The 18,839-nt window shown below is 71.7% G+C and carries 15 protein-coding genes; 6 read left to right on the top strand and 9 right to left on the bottom strand.

Translation table 11 applies throughout. The annotated features are described in order from the left end of the window. Positions 1-57: 57 nt before the first annotated feature. The 7 genes from OG417_RS52200 to OG417_RS52170 all read right to left on the bottom strand — a co-directional run bounded on the left by OG417_RS52200 (position 58) and on the right by OG417_RS52170 (position 7,105). The gene (locus OG417_RS52200; protein WP_329246719.1) at positions 58-1,020 is read right to left on the bottom strand and encodes an NAD(P)H-dependent flavin oxidoreductase; all 963 of its coding nucleotides are present in this window, start codon (positions 1,018-1,020) and stop codon (positions 58-60) included. Positions 1,021-1,084: 64 nt separating this feature from the next. Next, the gene (locus tag OG417_RS52195; protein ID WP_329246716.1) at positions 1,085-2,707 is read right to left on the bottom strand and encodes an AMP-binding protein; all 1,623 of its coding nucleotides are present in this window, start codon (positions 2,705-2,707) and stop codon (positions 1,085-1,087) included. Next, on the bottom strand, positions 2,707-3,498 hold the full coding sequence (locus OG417_RS52190; protein ID WP_329246713.1) for an enoyl-CoA hydratase/isomerase family protein: 792 nt from the start codon (positions 3,496-3,498) through the stop codon (positions 2,707-2,709). Before OG417_RS52190 ends, OG417_RS52195 begins: the two co-directional genes overlap by 1 nt. Before the next feature lie 2 nt (positions 3,499-3,500). Beyond that, the gene (locus OG417_RS52185; RefSeq protein WP_329246711.1) at positions 3,501-4,697 is read right to left on the bottom strand and encodes a CaiB/BaiF CoA transferase family protein; all 1,197 of its coding nucleotides are present in this window, start codon (positions 4,695-4,697) and stop codon (positions 3,501-3,503) included. A 124-nt stretch (positions 4,698-4,821) separates the two neighbouring features. Then, the gene (locus OG417_RS52180) at positions 4,822-5,592 is read right to left on the bottom strand and encodes an enoyl-CoA hydratase/isomerase family protein (protein ID WP_329246708.1); all 771 of its coding nucleotides are present in this window, start codon (positions 5,590-5,592) and stop codon (positions 4,822-4,824) included. 23 nt (positions 5,593-5,615) lie between these two features. Further along, positions 5,616-6,557 carry a hydroxymethylglutaryl-CoA lyase gene (locus OG417_RS52175; RefSeq protein WP_329246707.1) on the bottom strand — a complete coding sequence of 314 codons (942 nt, stop codon included), beginning with the start codon at positions 6,555-6,557 and terminating at the stop codon, positions 5,616-5,618. 62 nt (positions 6,558-6,619) lie between these two features. Continuing rightward, positions 6,620-7,105: a MarR family winged helix-turn-helix transcriptional regulator gene (locus OG417_RS52170; RefSeq protein WP_329246704.1), complete on the bottom strand. Its 486-nt coding sequence runs from the start codon at positions 7,103-7,105 to the stop codon at positions 6,620-6,622. 121 nt (positions 7,106-7,226) lie between these two features. Between OG417_RS52170 and OG417_RS52165 the strand changes: the two genes are divergently transcribed. Together OG417_RS52165 and OG417_RS52160 are read left to right on the top strand one after the other, a co-directional pair. Further along, on the top strand, positions 7,227-8,582 hold the full coding sequence (locus OG417_RS52165) for an MFS transporter (RefSeq protein ID WP_329246701.1): 1,356 nt from the start codon (positions 7,227-7,229) through the stop codon (positions 8,580-8,582). A gap of 70 nt (positions 8,583-8,652) precedes the next feature. After that, on the top strand, positions 8,653-9,633 hold the full coding sequence (locus OG417_RS52160; RefSeq protein ID WP_329246698.1) for a DUF5954 family protein: 981 nt from the start codon (positions 8,653-8,655) through the stop codon (positions 9,631-9,633). A 147-nt stretch (positions 9,634-9,780) separates the two neighbouring features. Here OG417_RS52160 and OG417_RS52155 read toward each other — a convergent pair whose 3' ends face one another. Continuing rightward, complete coding sequence (locus OG417_RS52155) at positions 9,781-10,179, bottom strand: VOC family protein (protein ID WP_329246696.1); 399 nt, start codon at positions 10,177-10,179, stop codon at positions 9,781-9,783. A gap of 92 nt (positions 10,180-10,271) precedes the next feature. Here OG417_RS52155 and OG417_RS52150 point away from each other — a divergent pair, with 92 nt between their 5' ends. Next, a complete protein-coding gene (locus OG417_RS52150; RefSeq protein WP_329246693.1) occupies positions 10,272-11,279 on the top strand; it encodes a helix-turn-helix transcriptional regulator in 1,008 nt (335 codons plus the stop codon). 105 nt (positions 11,280-11,384) lie between these two features. Beyond that, complete coding sequence (locus OG417_RS52145; protein ID WP_329246691.1) at positions 11,385-16,817, top strand: AAA family ATPase; 5,433 nt, start codon at positions 11,385-11,387, stop codon at positions 16,815-16,817. A 77-nt stretch (positions 16,818-16,894) separates the two neighbouring features. On the opposite strand, the gene OG417_RS52140 is transcribed toward OG417_RS52145, so the two are convergent. Beyond that, positions 16,895-17,314: a RidA family protein gene (locus OG417_RS52140; protein WP_329246688.1), complete on the bottom strand. Its 420-nt coding sequence runs from the start codon at positions 17,312-17,314 to the stop codon at positions 16,895-16,897. A 116-nt stretch (positions 17,315-17,430) separates the two neighbouring features. Here OG417_RS52140 and OG417_RS52135 point away from each other — a divergent pair, with 116 nt between their 5' ends. Then, positions 17,431-17,913, top strand: a complete 483-nt coding sequence (locus OG417_RS52135) for a cupin domain-containing protein (protein WP_329246686.1) — start codon at positions 17,431-17,433, stop codon at positions 17,911-17,913. Further along, positions 17,910-18,815 (top strand): acyl-CoA thioesterase, encoded by a 906-nt coding sequence (locus OG417_RS52130; RefSeq protein WP_329246684.1) that lies wholly within the window; start codon positions 17,910-17,912, stop codon positions 18,813-18,815. The genes OG417_RS52135 and OG417_RS52130 overlap by 4 nt, the downstream gene beginning before the upstream one ends. The last annotated feature ends 24 nt before the right edge of the window (positions 18,816-18,839 follow it).

Below are 18,839 nucleotides of genomic sequence, written 5' to 3'. Positions count from 1 at the left end.
ACCCGCGAGTCCGCGACTCGCCGCGACCGACAGGCCGCCGGGAGCCCCGGCGCTCCGTCAGGTCGCCGGAGGGAGGAGCCGCTCACGCGCATCGGCGTACTCGGCGACGATCCGCTCGACGATCCGGGCCGCCGGGAGGACCGCGTCGATGAGCCCGGCGGACTGTCCGGCCTCGACCTTGCCGCCGGTGACGTCGCCGTGCAGGGCGGCGTCTTTCAGCGTCGAGGCCTGGAACGCCTTGCGGCGGACGTCGAGGTCGGCGGCGGAGGTCTCCAGCGTGGTCATGCGGGCGGTGAAGCCGTTCGCGATCGCGCGGATGACACCGAGGCCGTGCCCGACGGTGCGGGTGTCGTCGACGCCGGCGGCGAGGACGGCCGCCTTGTAGTCCGGATGGACGGTGGCCTCCTCGCTGGCGAGGAACCGGGTGCCGAACTGGGCGCCGCCCGCGCCGAGGGCCAGCATCGCGGCCAGCCCCGCGCCGTCCGCGATGCCGCCGGAGGCGACGACGGGCGTGTCCGGAACGGCCGTCACGACGGCGCGCACCAGCACCTGCGTGGTCACCATGGCCGGCGGCGGGTGACCTCCCGCCTCGGCGCCGACGACGACGAGCCCGTCCACGCCGGCGTCGACGGCCTTGCGGGCGTGCTCGGCGCCGGCGACCACGTGCAGGCAGGTCGTGCCGACGTCCTGGAAGCGCCGCAGGTAGCGGCGTGGTCCGCCTTGCGACGCGATGAGCACCGGAGGCCTGCGCTCGAGCAGCAGCTCGATCACCTCGTCGGCACCCGCCCGGTAGAGCGGCAGGTTCACCGCCCAGGGCCGGTCGGTGCCGGCGGCCATCTCGTCCAGCGTACGGGCGAGGTCGGCCGGCCGCATCGGACCGGCCGCGACGACGCCGAGCCCGCCGGCCCGGCTGACGGCGAGCGGGAGCGCGGAACAGGACGAGGCCCAGGACATGCCCGCCTGCACGATCGGCAGGTCGATGCCGAGCAGCCGGGTGACGGGCGTGGGGATGACGGTCATGAGTCCCCCTTCACCGGAGGGCGTGCCCACCGGGGCGTGTCTTCGGCGCCCCCGTTCGGCCCGGTCACGTCCCGGCCCCGGGGCGCGGCCGTTCGAGCAGCGTGCGAGCGTGGGAGGCCAGCCGGGTCTTCTGCACCTTCGAGCTCGCGGTCATGCCGATGTGCTCGAACCCCTCGACGATGCGCAGGTGGCGCGGGACCTTGAAACCGGCCATGTGGTCGCGGGCCCAGTCGAGCAGCTCCGGCTCCGTCGCCGCTCCGGGCTCGGTGAGCACGACGAACGCGAAGGGCACCTCGATCAGCCGCTCGTCGGGTACGCCGACGACGGCGGCCTGGCGGACTCGCGGATGGCGGTGCAGGGTGTCCTCGACGTCGGCGGGCGCGACGTTCTCCCCGCCCACTCTGATGATGTCCTTCGTACGTCCGACGAAGTGCAGGCGCCCGGTCGTGTCGAGGGTGCCGATGTCGCCGGTGGACAGCCAGCCGTCACCATCGATGGCGGCGGCGGTCTGCTCCGGGGCGTCGAGGTAGCCACGCATCACGTTCCAGCCGCGGACGAGGATGGAGCCGGGCTCGCCGGGCCCGCAGTCGTGGCCGTCGTCCAGGGCCCGGATGCGCACCTCGACGCCGGGTTCGACGCGCATCGCGCCCGAGGCCCGCACCTCCTCGGGTTCCCACCAGCACGACTGGGCGACGTTCGGCGAGGCCTCCGACAGGCCGTAGCCCGCGACGCACTCCTTGGCCCCGAGCTCGTCGATGACGCGTCGGATGACCGTGGGGGAGGCCGCGACCCAGGCACCGCGCAGGTGCAGCGTACGCCGCGTGCGGTCGGGGTGGTTGAGCAGCATCAGCGCGATGGTGTCGTTGCCGGAGAAGTGCGTACAGCGCTCGGCCTCCAGCAGGCGCAGGGCCTCCGCGGGCTCGAAGCGCGGCATCGTCACCAGCGTCGCGGCGTGCTGGATCGACGCGAGGATCGACAAGGTGGTCGCGGCGACGTGGAAGAACGGGCGCGCGCTGTGGAAGCGGTCGCCCGTCCGCAGGCCGAGACGCGCGCCGGAGAAGAAGGCGTCGGCGCACATGCCGCGGTGGGTGAGCAGCACGCCCTTGGGCCGGGACGTGGTGCCGGAGGTGTACTGCACCAGCAGGACGTCGTCCGGCGTCCCGCTGGGCGGCACGTCGGCGTCGGCGGCGCCGAGGAAGTCCGGCCACGACGTGGCCCAGCCGGGGGCGTCGTCGCTGAGCACGACGACCGACGTGAGGTCGGGCAGCGCCGCGCAGACCGACGCGCCGTCGCCGCCGAAACCGAGCGTGCGCAGCATGGCGATGAAGTCGACGCGAAGGACGCGGTCGGCGACGAAGAGCGTGGAGACGCGGGCGTGGGCCAGGGTGTAGTGCACCTCGTCGGCCGTGAACCGGGTGTTGACCGGCACCGCGACGGCGCCGACCGAGCCGATCGCGACGAAGAGCGCGACCCAGCGAGGTCCGTTGCCGGCGCAGATGCCGACCCGGTCTCCCCTCCCGACCCCGGCCCTGGCCAGTGCCGCCCGTACGCGGGCCACCTCGCGGGCCAGGTCGCGGTAGGTCATCCGGTCTTCCGCGGTGACCACGGCCTCGACGTCCGGCGCGAGCATCGCGGCACGGTCGAGGGCCTCGTGGGCGGTGAGCGGACATGCGGTCCTGAGATCCATCAGCCCTCCTCGGCCGGGTTGTCGGTGCCTCGCTCCCGCCGCGTGAACCGGTCGACGCCGTCGCGCCAGCCATCGTCGGCGAGGCACTGCTCGATGGCCGCCATCTCGATCCGGATGCCGCGGTCGAGATCGGTCTCACTGCCCAGGTCGACGGCGCGTTTGGTCAGGGCGATCGCGAGCGGCGGCGCCTCACCGATCGTCCGCGCGATCTCCGCCCCGGTCTCCCGGAGCCGCTCCGAGGGAACCAGGCGCGAGACGAGGCCGAGGTCGAGCGCCTCGGTGGCGGGCAGCGGGCGGTTCGTGAACAGCAGCTCCTTCGCCCGTCGCTTGCCGATCACGCGCTGCAACCGCTGCGTCGCGCCCACGGTGCCCCAGTGGGGCTCGGGGAAGCGAAACGTCGTGCCCTCGGCCGCGACGGCGAAGTCGGCGGCCATCGTGATCTCACACCCCGAGCCGACGACCGCGCCGTGCACGAGGGCGACGACCGGGCGGCGGCACTGCTCGATGGCGGCGTACGCGGCGAAGGAGGCGACGCGCCTGCGACGGACCCATCCGGCGTCCTTGCCGGTGCGTTCCTTCAGGTCGGCTCCGGCGCAGAACGACGGACCCCGGGCAGAGAGCAGTACGACGCGTACGTCGTCGTCGGCGTCGATCTCCTCGAAGGCGGCCCGCAGTTGCCGGCACATGGGGAGGTCGACGGCGTTGCGGGCCTCGGGCCGGCTCAGCTCGACGTACGCGACGCCGTCGGTCGTCTCCCAGCGGACCCGGACCGGATCGGACTCGCCGATCATCGTCAGATCACCCCTTCGGTGCGCAGGTCGGCGACCTCGGCGGGCGTGAGGCCGAGCAGGTCGGTCAGGACGGCGTCGGTGTCGGCACCCAGCAGCGGCGGCGGGGCGGGATCGGGCGGAGGAGACGCGGCCTCCCGCAGCGGGGTGCGCAGGGCGGGGAAGGTGCCCTCGGTGGGGTGCTCGAAGGCGGTGACCATGGCGCGCGCCGCCGTGTGCGGATCCGCCAGCGCCTCCCGTACGCCCCGTACCTCGCCGACCGGCACGTCGGCGGCGCGCAGTTCCTTGACCAGCGGGTCGCGGTCGCGGGTGGCGATCGCGTCGGTGAGCGCCCGCATGACGCGTTCGCGCTGGGCGACCCGGCCGGCGTTGTTCCGCAGGGCGGGGTCGGCGGCGAGGTCGTGCAGCCCGAGGATGGTGCACAGCGGCACCCAGTGCTGGTCGCTGCCGCTGATGTGCAGCCACCCGCCGTCGGCGGCGCGGAACGCGGCCGACGGGACGCGTCCAGGATGTTCGGTCCCGGTACGCACGGGGTCCTCGTCGAGGGCGAACAGCCGCGCCGCGTTGAGGGCGTGCAGGCTGAGCTGGACGTCCATCATCGCGACGTCGAGATGGCGGCCGCGGCCGCCCGTCGCCCGGCCCATGAGCCCGGTGAGCACGGCGATCGCCACCCACAGGCCGGAGGTCATGTCGGCCACCGGGACCCCGGCCTTGGCCGGCGGGCCGTCCGGGGAGCCGGTCACCGCCATCACGCCGGACAGCGCCTGGAAGACGGTGTCGTAACCCTTCCGGTCGCGGTTCGGCCCGGTCTGGCCGAAGCCCGTCGCCGAGACGTAGACGAGGCCGGGGTTGTCCGCGGACAGCTCCGCGTAGCCGAGTCCGAGCCGATCCATCGTCCCGGGCAGGAAGTTCTCCACGACGACGTCGACGCGGGCGGCCAGGCGGCGGGCGAGGTCGCGGCCGTCCGGGTGCTTGAGGTCGAGGGTGATCGAGCGCTTCCCGCGGTTGAACGCGAAGAAGTAGGCGCTCTCCCCGTGGGGCAGGCGTGGCTCGAACCCGCGCGTCTCGTCCCCGCTGCGCGGCCGTTCGACCTTCACCACGGTCGCGCCGAGCTCGGCGAGGATCTGGGTGGCCATCGGCGCGGCGAGCACCCGGGAGAAGTCGAGGACGGTGACGCCGGCCAGCGGCGGTCGCTCGCTCATGAGTCCTCCTGCGTCGGAGGAGTGACCAAGCGCACTGTGCTTTTTGATTCGCTCGCTCCGCTCGCTCATGAGTCCTCCTGCGTCGGAGGAGTGACCAGGCGCGCGTGTTCGTTGATTCGCTCGCTCATCGGCGGAACCCGCGCATCAGCGCGTTCACGTCCTGACCCGCGCGCATCGCCGCCTCGGTGGGCAGGTCGGCGACACGGTAGAACAGGTCCTTGGCGGCCCGGATCGCGCGGGGCTCCACGGCGGCCCACTGCCGCGCGATCTCCATCGCCGCCGGCACGACCTCATCCGGCTCGACGACGCGGTTGACCAGGCCCTGCTCGGCGGCCTCGGCAGCCGTGAGCAGCCGTCCGGTGCTGATCATCTCGAACGCGAGCTTGCGGCCGAGCTGGCGCTGGAGGCCGGTCATCACGAGCGCGGGAACGATGGAGTGCCGCAACTCGGGATAGCCGAACTTCAGGTCGGTGCCGGCGACGGTCATGTCCGCGCCGATGGCGAGCCCCGCTCCGCCGCCGACGGCGGCGCCGCGCACGGCGGCCACCACCGGGACGCCCATCCGCTGCATCCGGGTCTGCAGGCGGGCGGTGAGATCCGCGCGCTCGAGGACGGCTTCGGGGTTGTCGGGGGTCAACGCGGAGAACTCCGACAGGTCGGCGCCCGCGCAGAAGCCGCGCCCGTTGCCGGTGAGCACGACGGCGCGCACGTCCGGGTCGCGGTCGGCCGCGGTCAGCGCGTCGTCCAGGGCCCGGGTCAGCGCGGTGTTCAGCGCGTTGCGCTTGTGGGGGCGGTTGAGGGTGAGAACGCGGACGGCGTCGCGGTCCTCGACGAGCAGCACCTGCTCGGACGGGGCACCGGTGCCGGCCCTGTTCTCGCCGGTGGTGGCGGTCACGAAGTCTCCTCGGTGGTGCGGCGTCAGGCGCGGGAGCGGGCGAAGCCGGTACGGGCGAAGCCGGCGCGGGCGACCATGCTGTAGAGCGGCCTGCCCAGCGCCTCCTCGCAGGCCCGCGACGCGGCGGCCAACGCGTCGATGTCGAGCCCGGTGTCGACGCCCATCGCCTCGAACAGGCTCACCAGGTCCTCAGTGCAGACGTTGCCCGTGAGCCCGGCGCCGTAGGTGATGGCCGAAGGGTGGCCGCCGACTCCGCCGAGCGCGCTGTCGAAGTGCCGGCAGCCGGCGTCGAGGGCGGCGACCGCGTTCGCGATGCCCGTGCCACGGGTGTTGTGGAAGTGCGCGATCACCGGGAGCCCGGGATGCTCGCGCTCCAGCCGCCGGAACATCGCCGCGACCGCGCCCGGGGTCGCCACGCCGGTCGTGTCCCCCAGCGTGACCGCGTCCGCGCCCAGGTCGGCGAAGCGCGCCACGTCCTCGGCGACCCGGCCCGGATCCACGTCTCCCTCGAACGGGCAGCCGAACGCGACGGAGACCACGCCGATCAGCCGGAACCGCCCCGCGGCCAGCCGGATCATCTCCGCGACCCGCTCCCACTGCCCGGCTCGTGTCGTGCCGAGGTTGCGCTCGGTGTGGCTCTCGCTGGCGGAGACGAGCAGGCTGAGTTCCTCGGCGCCCACGCCGTGGTCCAGGTCGTCGATCGCCCGGCGGACGGCCCGCGGGTTCGGGCAGGTCGCCTTGAAGGCCACGCCGGGACGGCGTGTGACCTCGGTCAGCACCCGGCTCGCGTCGGCGAACGCGGGGACGCGTTCCGGATGGCTGTAGCTGGTCGCCTCGATCCGGGTGAACCCGGCGGCGACGAACGCCTCCAGCAGAGTGACCTTGGTCTCCGTGGGGACGAACGCCGGTTCGTGCTGGAGCCCGTCGCGTGCGAAGCACTCACAGATCGTGACCGCGTCGGTCATCGAGTCACCTCCTCATCAACGCCCAAGAACTATGCCAAAGCGTTGATGAAGTCAACACGACGTCAGTCGCTGTCGGCGTGCTCCCGCTCCTGGCGTTCGAGGGACAGCGCGAGCTCGGCGAGCTTGTCGATCGCGCGCAGCAGCGCCTCGCTCTCTTCGGGGGACAGGGCGCCGAGGAACATCGCGTCGCGTTCGTTCGCCGCGGTGATCAGGCCGCGGTAGACGCCGATCCCCGTCTCGGTGAGGGCCAGCTGCGAGGTGCGCCCCGACCCTGTGGTGCGGTAGACGAACCCTCGCTCGGTAAGCTTGCTGACCACCCGGCTCATCTGCGCCTTGTCGAGGCCGGCGCGCCGGGCGAGCCGGCCCAGCGTCAGCGTCGGGTCCGATGCGATGAGGGCGATCGCGCGCCACTCGCCCAGGCTGACGTCGAACTCGCGCCGGTAGCGCAGCGCGGCGCTGCGGGACAGCGCCGATGACGTACGCGACAGGCGGTAGGACAGCAGCTCGGAGATGGGGACGAGGTCCTTGCCGTCGGCGCGCTCGACCATGGCCCGATCCTATCGGCCTCGGTCGACTATTGACAAAGTCAACACCTGGCCCACACACTCACGTCCCAGCCGCTTCGGCGACCCAGCCCTCACCGCCCCATTGCTGAAGGAGTCGCAGCTCGTGGCCGAACCTCCAGCCGTTACCGGACCCCGCGACCAGGCGGCCTTCGACGAGCCCGCCGTGGACCGTACCGCCACGTATCGCCTGATCGCGCTGCGCCTCATGCCGTTGCTCGTCATCTGCTACATCGTCAGCTTCGTCGACCGCACCAACATCGGGATCGCTCAGCAGGGCCTGAAGCGGGACCTGGGCTTCGGGCCCGCCGTGTACGGCCTCGGGGTGACCCTGTTCTTCGTCGGCTTCATCCTCTTCGAGGTGCCGAGCAACGCACTCCTCGCCCGGATCGGCGCGCGTAAGACGCTGGTGCGGATCATGGGTTCGTGGGGAGTCGTGACCGTCGCGACCCTGTTCGTACGGGACGAGATCACCTTCTGCGTCGCCCGCTTCCTGCTCGGCGTCGCCGAGGCCGGGTTCTTCCCCGGCGCGCTGTACTTTCTGTCCCGCTGGTTCCCCTCGGCCCGCCGTACGCGGATGACCGCGGTCTTCTTCATGGGCGTACCGGTCTCCGGGGTGCTCGGCTCCCTCGTGTCCGGCGGCGTCATGCACACCTTCGGCGGCGTGGCCGGGCTCGCCGACTGGCAGTGGCTCTTCCTGATCGAGGGCATCCCGCCGATCCTGCTGGCGATCCTGGTGCTCTTCTGGCTGGTCGACGGGCCCGAACAGGCGAAATGGCTCACCCCCGCGCAGAAGGCGGCGGTCCGCGCGGACCTGGAGGCCGACCAGGGGCGCAAGGGCGGCGGGGTCCGCGACGGCCGCCACCAGGGCCTGCTGCCGGCGTTGCGCGACCGCAAGGTCTGGATCCTCGGCCTGTGCGCCTGCGGCGCCTACACCCTCGCGAACGCCGTGTCCTTCTGGACGCCTCGCATCATCGCCGACGCCGGCGTCGGCGATGTCCTCAACCTCGGCCTGTTCTCCGCGCTGCCGCCGCTGCTCGGCATCGTGGTCATGGTGGTCGTCGGACGCCACTCCGACCGTACGCTCGAACGACGCTGGCACGCCGCCGCCAGTTGGATCGTGGCCGTGGTCGCGATGGTCGCGATCTCGTTGGCCCACGACAGCGTCGTCCTCGTCGTCGTCCTCCTGGCGATCCTCGCGGCGGCCCACTACTCGGGGCTGACGGTCTTCTACTCGATCCCCTCGATCTACCTCTCCGACCGTACGGCGGCCACGGGTATCGCCGTCGTGACCTCCATGGGGTCGTTCGCCGCCGCGGCATCGCCGTCACTGCTCGGCTTCATCCAGGCCAATACCGGGAGTCTCTCCCTCGGTCTCCAGATCAGCGGGGGCATCGTGCTCCTCGCCGTCGCGCTGCTCCTGCTGGGCGTGAAGGCGTCCGACCTCAGGGAGGAGCGGTGAGCACCGTGCGGGCCTCGCCAAAATCGCGATAAGCGATGCGTGATCGGGTGGTTGCGGACAGTATGTGGCCATGGCCTTTTCTCTGATGCCCGGGTACGACCACATCAATGTGGTCGCCGATCTCGACCCGGTCGCGGCGATGCGGGACAAGGATCTCGGCGATCGGATGCGGGAGTACCCCCGGTTCATCACCGGAGGCGGGCCCGACTTCGGGTTCGCGATCCAGTCCGGGACCACCTGGCGCATCGGCACCGTCGGTGGAGACGACCCGTACGGGGCCCGGATCGGCTTGGCGAGTCACCTGCGCCTCGAGGCGAGAGAGCGCGAGACCGACCCGGAGGTCCGGCGCGCGATGCTGGCGGCGGCCGGCAAGCTCGACCCCGAGTCCGGCGAGCAGCTCGCCAAGGACGAGTGGGAGATCGGCGACAAGCGCTACCGGCTCGTGCGGGCCGAGAAGTTCATCCTGATCGGTGACCGGGTGATGGAGCCGCCCCGGCCGACCGACGTCGACCCGCCCTCCTCCGACGCCTCTCTCCTGGAAGGCCACCCCATCGACCCGCTGGCGCCGGCCGGGGTGTGGGAGGCCCGCATGCGGTTGAACCTGGTCGGCTGGGTGCCTCCGCTCCCCGAGCCGGTCCCGGAGGCGGTCATGACCGAGGCGCGGCACGCGATCCGCACCCACCCCGGTGTGATCCTGCTCCCGCCGGAGTTCAACGTGGTGGAGTTCGACGGCGACTCCGTCAGCCAGATCACCGGCGCGGACGGCCCCGAGAGGGCCCGCACCAACCTGGCCTTCCACTTCGTCGAGGCGCTGCCCCGCATCCGTGCGTGGGAAGGCGACCCCGCGACGCCCGGCGAACTCGCCGAGTGGAAGAAGGCCGCCGAGCAGGTCGAAGCCTCGCCCGGCCCCGTGTTCGAGGTGCTGGGGCGGCGTTACTGCATCGTCCGGATCTCGCGCATGATGCGAGTCGGCCGCGACGGCCCCGAAGGTCCACGCCCGTCGGACCAGGAGCGCTACGGCTGGCCCCGGAACCCCCAGCCCCAGGCTTGACGCGGAGCGGGTGGCCGGACGGACACGGTACGGCCGGCGCCCCCGGCCGTACCGCGTCCCGTTCCCGGGCGATGCCGCGGTCTTCCCGCGTCCCGCCCGGCGACCGGGGCACCCCGGAGAGAGCCGGGCGGCGCGCGGCCGGACGGCCTACCGCTCGTAGCGCTTGAGGGCGTCCGGGGTGACGGGGGTGAAGAAGTTGACCAGGTTGCCGTCCGGGTCCCTGAACAGCAGTGATCGGTTTCCCCAGGGCTGCGTCGTGGGCTCGTTCACGAACTCGGGGTCGAACCGCCTGAGGTTCTCGTACTCGCGGTCGACGTCCTCGACCCGGAACTCGATGATCACGCTCTGGTTGGCCGCCGGCCGGGGCGCGTGCGGGCCGAGCGCCCGCACCGTACGGGCGCTCGCGAGGGCGATGGTCCCGGTGGGGGTGATGATCTCGGCGAAGTCGTCCGTGGGCCGCTTCGCCGTCTGGCCCGTGGCGTTCTCGTAGAACTCGATCATTCGGTCGACGTCGTCGGTGATGATGCGGATCGAAGCGAAGTGCATTGCCGCGTAGCTCCTCTGTCGGGTGATGACGGCCCGACTGTAGGCCGGATACTGGACAGAAACCGTCCACTATTCGCGAGAGACTTGCTGCCATGAGTCGTCCTACCGCTCGGGTACTCGCGCTTCTGGAGATCCTCCAGGCGGGCGGTGTCCATCCCCTCGCGAGCCTCGCCGAGCGGCTGGGCGTCGACGCGCGTACGGTCCGGCGCTATATCGACCACCTGGTCGACCTCGACGTGCCGGTCGAGTCGGTGCGGGGCCGGTACGGGGGCTACCGGCTCGCTCCGGGGTACCGGATGCCTCCGCTGATGCTGACCGACGACGAAGCACTGGCCGCGCTGCTCGGCCTGATGACCGTACGGCGGACGGGGCTCGGCGCGACCTCGGCCGCGGCCGCCGACACGGCCACGGCCAAGATCCGGCGCGTGCTGCCCCGGCCGCTCGGCCGCCGGTTGACCGCGCTGCTCGCGACGGCGCGCTTCACCGCTCCGGCCGACGACGCCGTCACCGGTCCGGGCGGGCGGGTCCTGCTGAGCCTCGCCGAGGCCGCCTGGGACCGGCGCCCGGTCGAGATGCGGTACCACGCCCGCGACGAGCGGCGCAGCCGGCGGGTCGTTCACCCGTACGGCCTCGTCGCCCACTCCGGCCGGTGGTACGTCGCCGGCGCGGACTCGATCAGCGGGCAGGTACGGACGTTCCGGGTCGATCGGATCGAACACGTCGAGGTGCTGTCCGGCTCGTTCGACCAGCCCGAGGACTTCGACGCCGCGGCCCACGTGCTGACCGGCCTCGCGCGGACGCCGTGGGCGCACGAGGTCGCGTTTCGCGCTCAGGCCACTGTCGACCGCATCCGTTCGCAGTTCCCGGAGGGAGTCGCGATCGTCGACGAAGTCCCGTCGCCTCCGCGGTCGAAGGACGAGGCGGTTCGGAGCGAGGGCTGGTGCCGCGTCCGGCTCCGCGCCGAGCGGCTGGAGTGGATCCCGCCCCGGCTCGCCGCGCTGGACCGCCCGTTCGTGATCGAGCAACCGGGCGAGCTGCGCGGTCTCGTGGATGATCTGGCGCGACGTCTCACCCGGTACGCGGACACCGGGCCGAGCTGATGATCCGCGGCTCGCTGCCCGAGGTCATCGTGGCGGGCATCACACCTGCTCAGACTAGGTGTAGACAGGATATTAACCGGGTCCGACCAGCGGGGGAGGTGTCGGATGGGGGCGGACGACGTGTTGCCGGGGCGGGATCCGCCCGACCGGGTGGAGATACTCCACGAGAGCGAACGAACGCGCGTTACGCGCCTCTTCTGTGCCGAACGTTCTGTTGTGGTGAAGGAGCCGTTGGGGCCGGATGCTCAGCGGCGGTTGTCGCATGAGCTGGCGGTTCTTGAGCGGTTGCGGGGTGTGGTGGGGGTTCCGCGGCTGGTGGAGGAGCCGCGGTGTGCTGGGGCGATGGTGATGGCGGATGTGGGTGGGGTGTGTCTGGCGGATTCGCCCAAGCCCTGGGTGGTCGGTGATGTGGTGGGTTTGGGGTTGGGGTTGGCGCGGGTGGTGGCGGGGGTGCATCGGCGGGGTGTGGTGCATCGGGATATTTCGCCGGCGAACGTTCTTGTCGGTGGTGGTGGGCCGTGGTTGGTGGATTTCGGGTTGGCGTCGTCGTTTGTGGAGGTTCGTCCGGAGTTCACGCATCACAGCGAGATCGTGGGGACGTTGGAGTATCTGGCGCCGGAGCAGACGGGGCGTACGGGGCGGCCGGTGGATCAGCGTGCTGATCTGTATGCGTTGGGTGCGACGTTGTATGAGCTGGTGACGGGTGGGCCGCCGTTCGGTTCGGGTGATCCGTTGCGGTTGACTCATGATCATTTGGCTCGGGTGCCGGTGCCGCCGGATCGGGTGAATCGGGCGGTGCCGGGGGTGTTGTCGGCGATCATCATGCATCTGTTGGAGAAGGAGCCGGACAACCGGTATCAGACGGCCGAGGGTGTGGTTTATGACCTGGAGCGGTTGCGGGCGGCGGGTACGGGTGCGGTGGCGGGGCTGCGGGTGGGGGAGCGGGATTTTCCGTTGCGGTTGTTGCCGCCGTCGCGGTTGGTGGGGCGGGATGGTGAGGTCGCGGCGTTGGAGGCGGCGTTTGAGGAGTCGTTGGCGGGCCGGTGTCGTGGGGTGTTGGTCGCGGGGGTGCCGGGGGTGGGGAAGACGGCGTTGGTGGATGAGTTGCGGCCGGTGGTGACGGGGCGGGACGGCTGGTTCGTGGCGGGCAAGTTCGATCAGTATCGGCGGGATCTGGAGTTCGACGCGGCTCGGCAGGCGTTCCGGGCGCTGGGGCGGTTGTTGCTGGCCGAGCCGGAGGACGAGCTGGCAGAGGTCCGCCAGAGGATCCTGCGGGAGGTCGGGTCCAACGCGGGGTTGTTGATCACGGTGGTGCCGGAGTTCGCGGCGTTGCTGGGAGTGCCGCCGGATCCGGGAGACCCGTTGACCGCGCAGGTACGGGCACAGCGAATGGCGGCTGACCTCCTGCGTGCGGTGGCATCGCGGAAACGGCCGGTGGTGGTGTTCATCGATGACCTGCAATGGGCGGGGCGAACGCCACTCGGCTTCGTCGACATGATGCTGAGCGAGGACTCCACCGACGGTCTGCTGCTGGTGGGGGCGTATCGGGAGGGGGGTGTGGAGGCGACCCATCCGCTGGCGGGTCCGTTGTCGCGGTGGCGGGAACGGCGCGAGGTGCGGCATCTGCGGCTGGCCAACCTGCCGGTGTCCGCCACGGTCGACATGGTCGCGGAGATGCTGCACGTCGAGCCGCCCAGAGCGGCGGGCCTGGCGGAGGCGATCGGTCCGTACACGTCCGGCAATCCGTACGAGACCGTTGAGCTGCTCAACACACTGCGCAGCGGCGGCCTGTTGGCGGCGACGGCCACCGGATGGCGGTGGGACGCGCCAACCGTACGCGCTCACCTGGGCCGGTCCGAGGTGGCGGGACTGTTGGCGGAGCGGGTCGCGTGCCTTCCGGCGTCATCGCGGCGGGCGGTGGAGGCGATGGCGTGCCTGGGCGGGCGAGCCGAACTGATCGTGCTGCGGACCGCCATAGCCGTATCGGCGGACGCGGTGGAAGAGGCGCTGGCGCCCGCCCTGGACGATGGCCTGCTGACGCCGGAGCCAGGGGCGCGTCCGGCGGTGCGGTTTCGTCATGACCGGATCCGGGAGGTGATCCTGGGCGGGCTGGATCCCGCACGGCGGCGCTCTTTGCGGCTGGCGTTGGCGCGGCGGCTCGCCGCGGTGCCGGAGTGGTTCGCGGTGGCGGCGGAGCAGTACCTGCCGGTGGTGGAGGCGGTCGATGATCCCGCGGAGCGGCGCCGGGTGGTGGAGTTGCTGCGGCGGGCCGCCGACCAGGCGGTCCTGATCGGTGACTACGCGCTGGTCAACGCGCTGCTGACGGCGGCGCTGCGGCTGGTTGATCCGAGTGAGACCGCCACGCTGGCCCAGGTGCACACCGGGCGCCATCTCGCGCTCTACAGCATGGGGCGCCTGGACGACGCGGACGAGGACTACCGCACGATCGAGGAGCTGTGCACCTCGGTCCTCGAACGCGCCGACGCGACGTGCGTGCAGGTGAGAAGCCTGACCCATCGGAACCGCCTCGCCGAGGCGCTCGATCTGGGTCGGCGCTCGCTCCGAGAGCTCGGCATCGCCGTTCCCGCCGCGGACCGCCTCCCCGCCGAACTCGACCGCCGGTTCGAGTCCCTCTACCGGTGGCTGGAACGCACCGACAGCGATGACGCGACGGCCTGGCCGGACATCACCGATCCCCGGCTGCTCGCCGTGACCCGTGTGCTCAACACGCTCGTGCCGGCGAGCTACTTCGTCGCCGACCAGGCCATGCTCGCCTGGCTGAGCCTGGAGGCGCTGCGGATCTGGCTCGACCACGGTTCCGCTCGTACGCTGCTCGGCCCGGCGATCCACGTCGGCTTCCCCGTTGTGGCGTTCCGCGGCGACTACGCCGCCGGGTACCGGGCGGCGCGCCGGATCCTGACGCTGGGCGAGGCCCGCGGTTACGAGCCCGACGCATCGCAGGCGCGTTTCCTGTTCGCCTTTCTGAGCTGCTGGTTCGAGCCGATCGAGAACACCGTCCGAGCGGGCCGGCAGGCCCGCGAGGGGCTGCTGGCAGGAGGTGACCTGGCCAACGCCGGATACACCTACGAGGTGACCGTGCAAGGCCTGCTGGAGGATGCGGCCTCGCTGGACGACTGCGCCGCCGAGGTGGACGCGGCGCTGGCCTTCGTGCGGCACACCGGCAGCGAGCAGACCGCCCAGTGGCTCGACGGCTATCGCTGGCTGGTGGGCGTGCTGCGCGGCGAAGGCCCGCCCGCGGCCGGCGAGGCGACGCCCGACAGGTACGCCGGCAACGTGGCGGCTCTGTTCCACACGCATCTCAACCACGCGGTCGCCGCCGCCATCTTCAGCGATCCGGGCGGCCTGGCGCGGCACATGGCGGCGGCGATGCCGCTGCTGCCGGCGGTCCCGGGCGTCTACTCGACCGCCGTGGCCCGTGTGCTGCGCGGGTTGGTCCTCGCGGCCCAGGCCCGTGACAGTCATGGCGACGAGCGTGACCGGCTGCTGTCCGAACTGGAGGAGGTGACGCGGTGGCTGGCCGCCCGCGCCGCGGACGCACCGGCCAATTTCCTGCACCTGATGCGGCTGGTCGAGGCCGAGCGTGCCTGGGCGGCCGGCGACTTCCGCGTCGCGGCCATCGCCTTCGACGCCGCCCGGCGCGAGGTCGCCAAGCGCCGGCGCCCCTGGCACCAGGCGCTGATCACCGAGCGCGCGGCCCGCTTCTACCTCGCCCACGGCGTCGAACACACCGGTCACCAGCTCCTGATCAAGGCGCGCCGGCAGTACCTCGCGTGGGGCGCGACCGCGAAGGTCGCCCAGCTCGACTGGGCGTACCCGCGTCTACGGATACAGCGCGAAGCGGCCGGCGAGGCCCTCCGGGAGCGGGAGATCGTCACGACCGGGACCCTCGACCTGCTCGGCATCCTGTCCGCGTCGCAGGCCCTGAGCTCGGAGACCAGCGTCGAACGGCTGCACGCCCGCGTGGTCCGGGTGCTCAGCGCGATGACCGGGGCGACCGCCGTGCATCTGCCGCTGTGGAGCGACGAGCGCCAGGACTGGCTCCTGCCGGTGCCCGGCAGCAGGGGTACCACCCTCATCAGCGGAAAGGGCAACGAACGAGCGGTCCCGATGTCCGTGCTGCGGTACGCGCGGCGCACCGGTGAGCCGCTCATCGTGGACGACGCCACCCGCGACGACCGCTTCGCCCGCGATCCCTACTTCTCCGACGTGACCTTCTGCTCGCTGCTGGCCGTGCCGATCCTCAGCCGCGGCACGCTGCACGCGGTGCTGTTGCTGGAGAACCGCCTCATCCGCAGCGCCTTCACCGTCGAACGGCTCGACGCCGTCAGACTCATCGCGGGTCAGCTCGCGGTGTCGCTGGACAACGCCCATCTGTACGCCGAGTTCCGCCGGATCGCCGATGAGCAGGCGGCGCTGCGGCGGGTGGCCACGCTGGTCGCCCGCGGCGTGGCGCCGGAGTCGATGCTCACAGCCGTCGCCGAAGAGATCGCCACGCTCCTCGGCGCCGACGACACGGCGGTCGTGCGGTTCGAACCGGACGGGGAGACGACGGTGATGGGAGGCCACGGGTTCTGGCGCTCCGTGTCGGGTGAGCGGGGCAGGCTCGACCCCCGCTCGGCCATGGCGTCGGTGCAGGAGACGGGCCGCGCCGCCCGGCACGACCTGCAAGACCTGAGGTGGGCGGGCGAGATCACCTCCGAGGGACCGCGTCACGCGGTCGCGGGCCCGATCGTGGTGGAGGGCCGGGTCTGGGGCGCGATCGGCGTCGGGTCGGGCCGCGAACCGCTGCCCCCGGACACCGAGCAACGACTGGCCGACTTCACCGAACTCGTCGCGACCGCCATCGCCAACGCCGCCAGCCGCAACGAGCTCACCAACTCCCGCATGCGGATCGTCGCCGCCGCCGACCAGGCACGCCGCCGGATCGAACGCGACCTGCACGACGGAGCCCAGCAACGCCTGGTCTCCCTGACCCTGCGCATACGCGCCGCACAGGCGGCGGCACCCCCACACCTCACCGAACTCCTCACCGAACTCGACGACCTCGCCGCCGAGGCCACCGACGCGCTGGACCAGCTCCGCGAGATCTCCCGCGGCATCCACCCCGCCATCCTGGCCAAAGGCGACCTCGCCGCGGCCCTGCGCACCCTCGCCCGCCGCTCACCCATCCCCGTCCAGCTCACCGTCCGCACCAAAGGACGCCTCCCCGAACACGTCGACGTCAGCGTCTACTACCTCGTCGCCGAAGCACTGACCAACGCCGCCAAACACGCCCACGCCTCCCTCATCACCGTCACCATCGAAACCGACACCACCGGCACCGTCCTGCACGTCACCGTCCGCGACGACGGCGTCGGCGGCGCCGACTTCTCCCGCGGCACCGGCCTGCTCGGCCTCAAAGACCGCGTCGAAGCCCTCGGCGGCCGCATCCGACTCGACAGCCCCCGCGGCACCGGGACGAACCTACGCGCGGAACTCCCGCTGACGAACGCCAACAACGACGTCACGTCTCCGTAGCCCGGACGCGTGGATCGCGGGCCAGACGCCGATGCCGGTGGGCAGGGCCCGTTCGCCCGGCGTCGCCGGGGTGGGTCTCACCGGCCCGGCGTACGGAGCCGGTGTTCGGGGATGACGGCCACGCCGAGGATCTCGATCATCGCCTCGGGCTGCCACAGGGCGGTGCAGCCGATGCCGGCCATGGCTGGGTACACCGGGCCGGCGAGCTCTCGCCAGACCCGGCCGATCTCCTTCCCGTGGGCCTGGTAGCCGGGGATGTCGGTGAGGTAGAGCGTCACGCTGACCAGGTCCTCCGGCTCGCCTCCGGCCTCTCGGAGCGTGGTCAGCAGGTTGCCGAACGCCTGCCGGAACTGCTCGACGATGCCGCCCGGAACGATCTTCATCTCGGCGTCGAGAGCGGTCTGCCCGCCGAGGTAGAGCGTGTTGCCCACGAGGGTTCCGTGCGAGTAACCGCGCGGATCCGGGAGCGCGGCCGGGTTCACGGCGACGGGAGTCATCGGGCCTCCTGTTCGGCTGGGCGAGATATATGGAGATTACTTGACGGTCGTTAAAAACACGAGATACAACGAAGTTGTGGCGCCCTGACCCGCGCACACCGGAACGGAGCAGATCCATGGAGCCTGACCTCAGCAAATACCGACTCGAGGGCGACAACTCGATGTACCGGCTGCCCAGCGGTCTCGTCGCTCCGGTCGTGACCCGTGGCGGTGGCGAGGACGCCAACACGGCCGACTCGGGCGGAGCGATCCGGATCTCGGGGGTCAGCATCCAGCACACCCCGGCCACCAGGCTCTGGTTCGGCAAGGTCAGCAACGAACCCGGCTACCGCTCGGTCACCCACCACCACGGCGAGGCCGAGACCGGCGGCTACGTTCTGTCAGGCCGGGCGCGGATCTATTTCGGCGAGAAGTTCGAGGACTACGTCGACATGGAGGAAGGCGACTGGGTCTTCGTGCCACCGTTCATGCCGCACATCGAGTGCAACCTCTCGCGCGTCAAGCCGCTGACCTGGATGACCACCCGGACGCCGGAGAACATCGTGGTCAACCTGCCCGACGTCGCCGACGCGGACCTGCGCGACTGGCTGGACCGATGAAGACCCAGACCCTCGGGACCTCGGAGATCTTCACCTCCGCCGTCACGCTGACGCAGGAGGCGCCCGAGCGTTTCGACCTGGCCTTCAGCGCGATCACGCAGCCCTGCCCGTGGCCCAAGGCGTACGGCGGAGACCTGGTCGCCCAGGCCGCCGCGGCGGCCATGCGGTCGGTGACCGACGGCAAGACGCTCCACTCGATGCACAGCTACTTCCTGCGTCCCGCCGACATCGGGGCGGCGGTGCGGTATGAGGTGGAGCTGCTGAGGGACGGCCGCGGCTACAGCACCCGGCAGGTGCGCGCCTACCAGAACGACAAGCCGATCTACGTGTGCCTGGCCGGCTTCGCCGCGGGGGAGCCCGGCGGCAGCTTCCTGGCCGAGCTCACCGAGCCCGTCCCCGACCCCGACGACCTGCCCAGCTCGGCGGCGTACCTGGCCGGGCGCGACGGCGGCTCGATGACCGAGCGGTCGAAGGAGTACTGGTCCGGCGGCCGGAGCTTCGACATGCGGCACGTGCCCGGCCCGGTCTACCTCACCGTCGAGGGCGAGCCGGTGCCGCACCAGGCCGTGTGGGTGAAGCCCTTCGACCCGCTCCGGCCGGTCGCGGGGCTGACCGACGCCCAGCGGGACCTGGCCGCGCTCGCCTACGTCTGCGACTACACGATTCTCGAGCCCGTCCTCCGGGTGCTCGGCCTGGCCTGGGCCCGGCCGGAGCTCGTCACCGCCAGCCTCGATCACGCCATGTGGTTCCACCGCTCCGGACCGGTCGAGGGCTGGCTCCTCTATGTCCAGGAAGCGGTCGCCGCCGAGGCGGGCCGCGGCGTGGGGCTCGGCCGGTTCTTCACGCCCGACCGGCGCCACCTGGCCACGGTCGTCCAGGAGGGCATGATCCGCCTCGTTTGACCCGCGGCGCCCGTCCGCGGCTAC

It is taken from the genome of Actinoallomurus sp. NBC_01490 (genome assembly GCF_036227085.1).
Taxonomy (GTDB): Bacteria; Actinomycetota; Actinomycetes; order Streptosporangiales; family Streptosporangiaceae; genus Actinoallomurus; species Actinoallomurus oryzae.
This window is presented reverse-complemented; position numbering and strand designations above follow the sequence as displayed.

Excerpts from the sequence above, each read along its gene's own strand:
- OG417_RS52200 (WP_329246719.1), bottom strand. The coding sequence starts at position 1,020 with ATGACCGTCATCCCCACGCCCGTCACCCGGCTGCTCGGCATCGACCTG.
- OG417_RS52195 (WP_329246716.1), bottom strand. The coding sequence starts at position 2,707 with ATGGATCTCAGGACCGCATGTCCGCTCACCGCCCACGAGGCCCTCGAC.
- OG417_RS52190 (WP_329246713.1), bottom strand. The coding sequence starts at position 3,498 with ATGATCGGCGAGTCCGATCCGGTCCGGGTCCGCTGGGAGACGACCGAC.
- OG417_RS52185 (WP_329246711.1), bottom strand. The coding sequence starts at position 4,697 with ATGAGCGAGCGACCGCCGCTGGCCGGCGTCACCGTCCTCGACTTCTCC.
- OG417_RS52175 (WP_329246707.1), bottom strand. The coding sequence starts at position 6,557 with ATGACCGACGCGGTCACGATCTGTGAGTGCTTCGCACGCGACGGGCTC.
- OG417_RS52170 (WP_329246704.1), bottom strand. The coding sequence starts at position 7,105 with ATGGTCGAGCGCGCCGACGGCAAGGACCTCGTCCCCATCTCCGAGCTG.
- OG417_RS52160 (WP_329246698.1), top strand. The coding sequence starts at position 8,653 with ATGGCCTTTTCTCTGATGCCCGGGTACGACCACATCAATGTGGTCGCC.
- OG417_RS52155 (WP_329246696.1), bottom strand. The coding sequence starts at position 10,179 with ATGCACTTCGCTTCGATCCGCATCATCACCGACGACGTCGACCGAATG.
- OG417_RS52150 (WP_329246693.1), top strand. The coding sequence starts at position 10,272 with ATGAGTCGTCCTACCGCTCGGGTACTCGCGCTTCTGGAGATCCTCCAG.
- OG417_RS52145 (WP_329246691.1), top strand. The coding sequence starts at position 11,385 with ATGGGGGCGGACGACGTGTTGCCGGGGCGGGATCCGCCCGACCGGGTG.
- OG417_RS52140 (WP_329246688.1), bottom strand. The coding sequence starts at position 17,314 with ATGACTCCCGTCGCCGTGAACCCGGCCGCGCTCCCGGATCCGCGCGGT.
- OG417_RS52135 (WP_329246686.1), top strand. The coding sequence starts at position 17,431 with ATGGAGCCTGACCTCAGCAAATACCGACTCGAGGGCGACAACTCGATG.
- OG417_RS52130 (WP_329246684.1), top strand. The coding sequence starts at position 17,910 with ATGAAGACCCAGACCCTCGGGACCTCGGAGATCTTCACCTCCGCCGTC.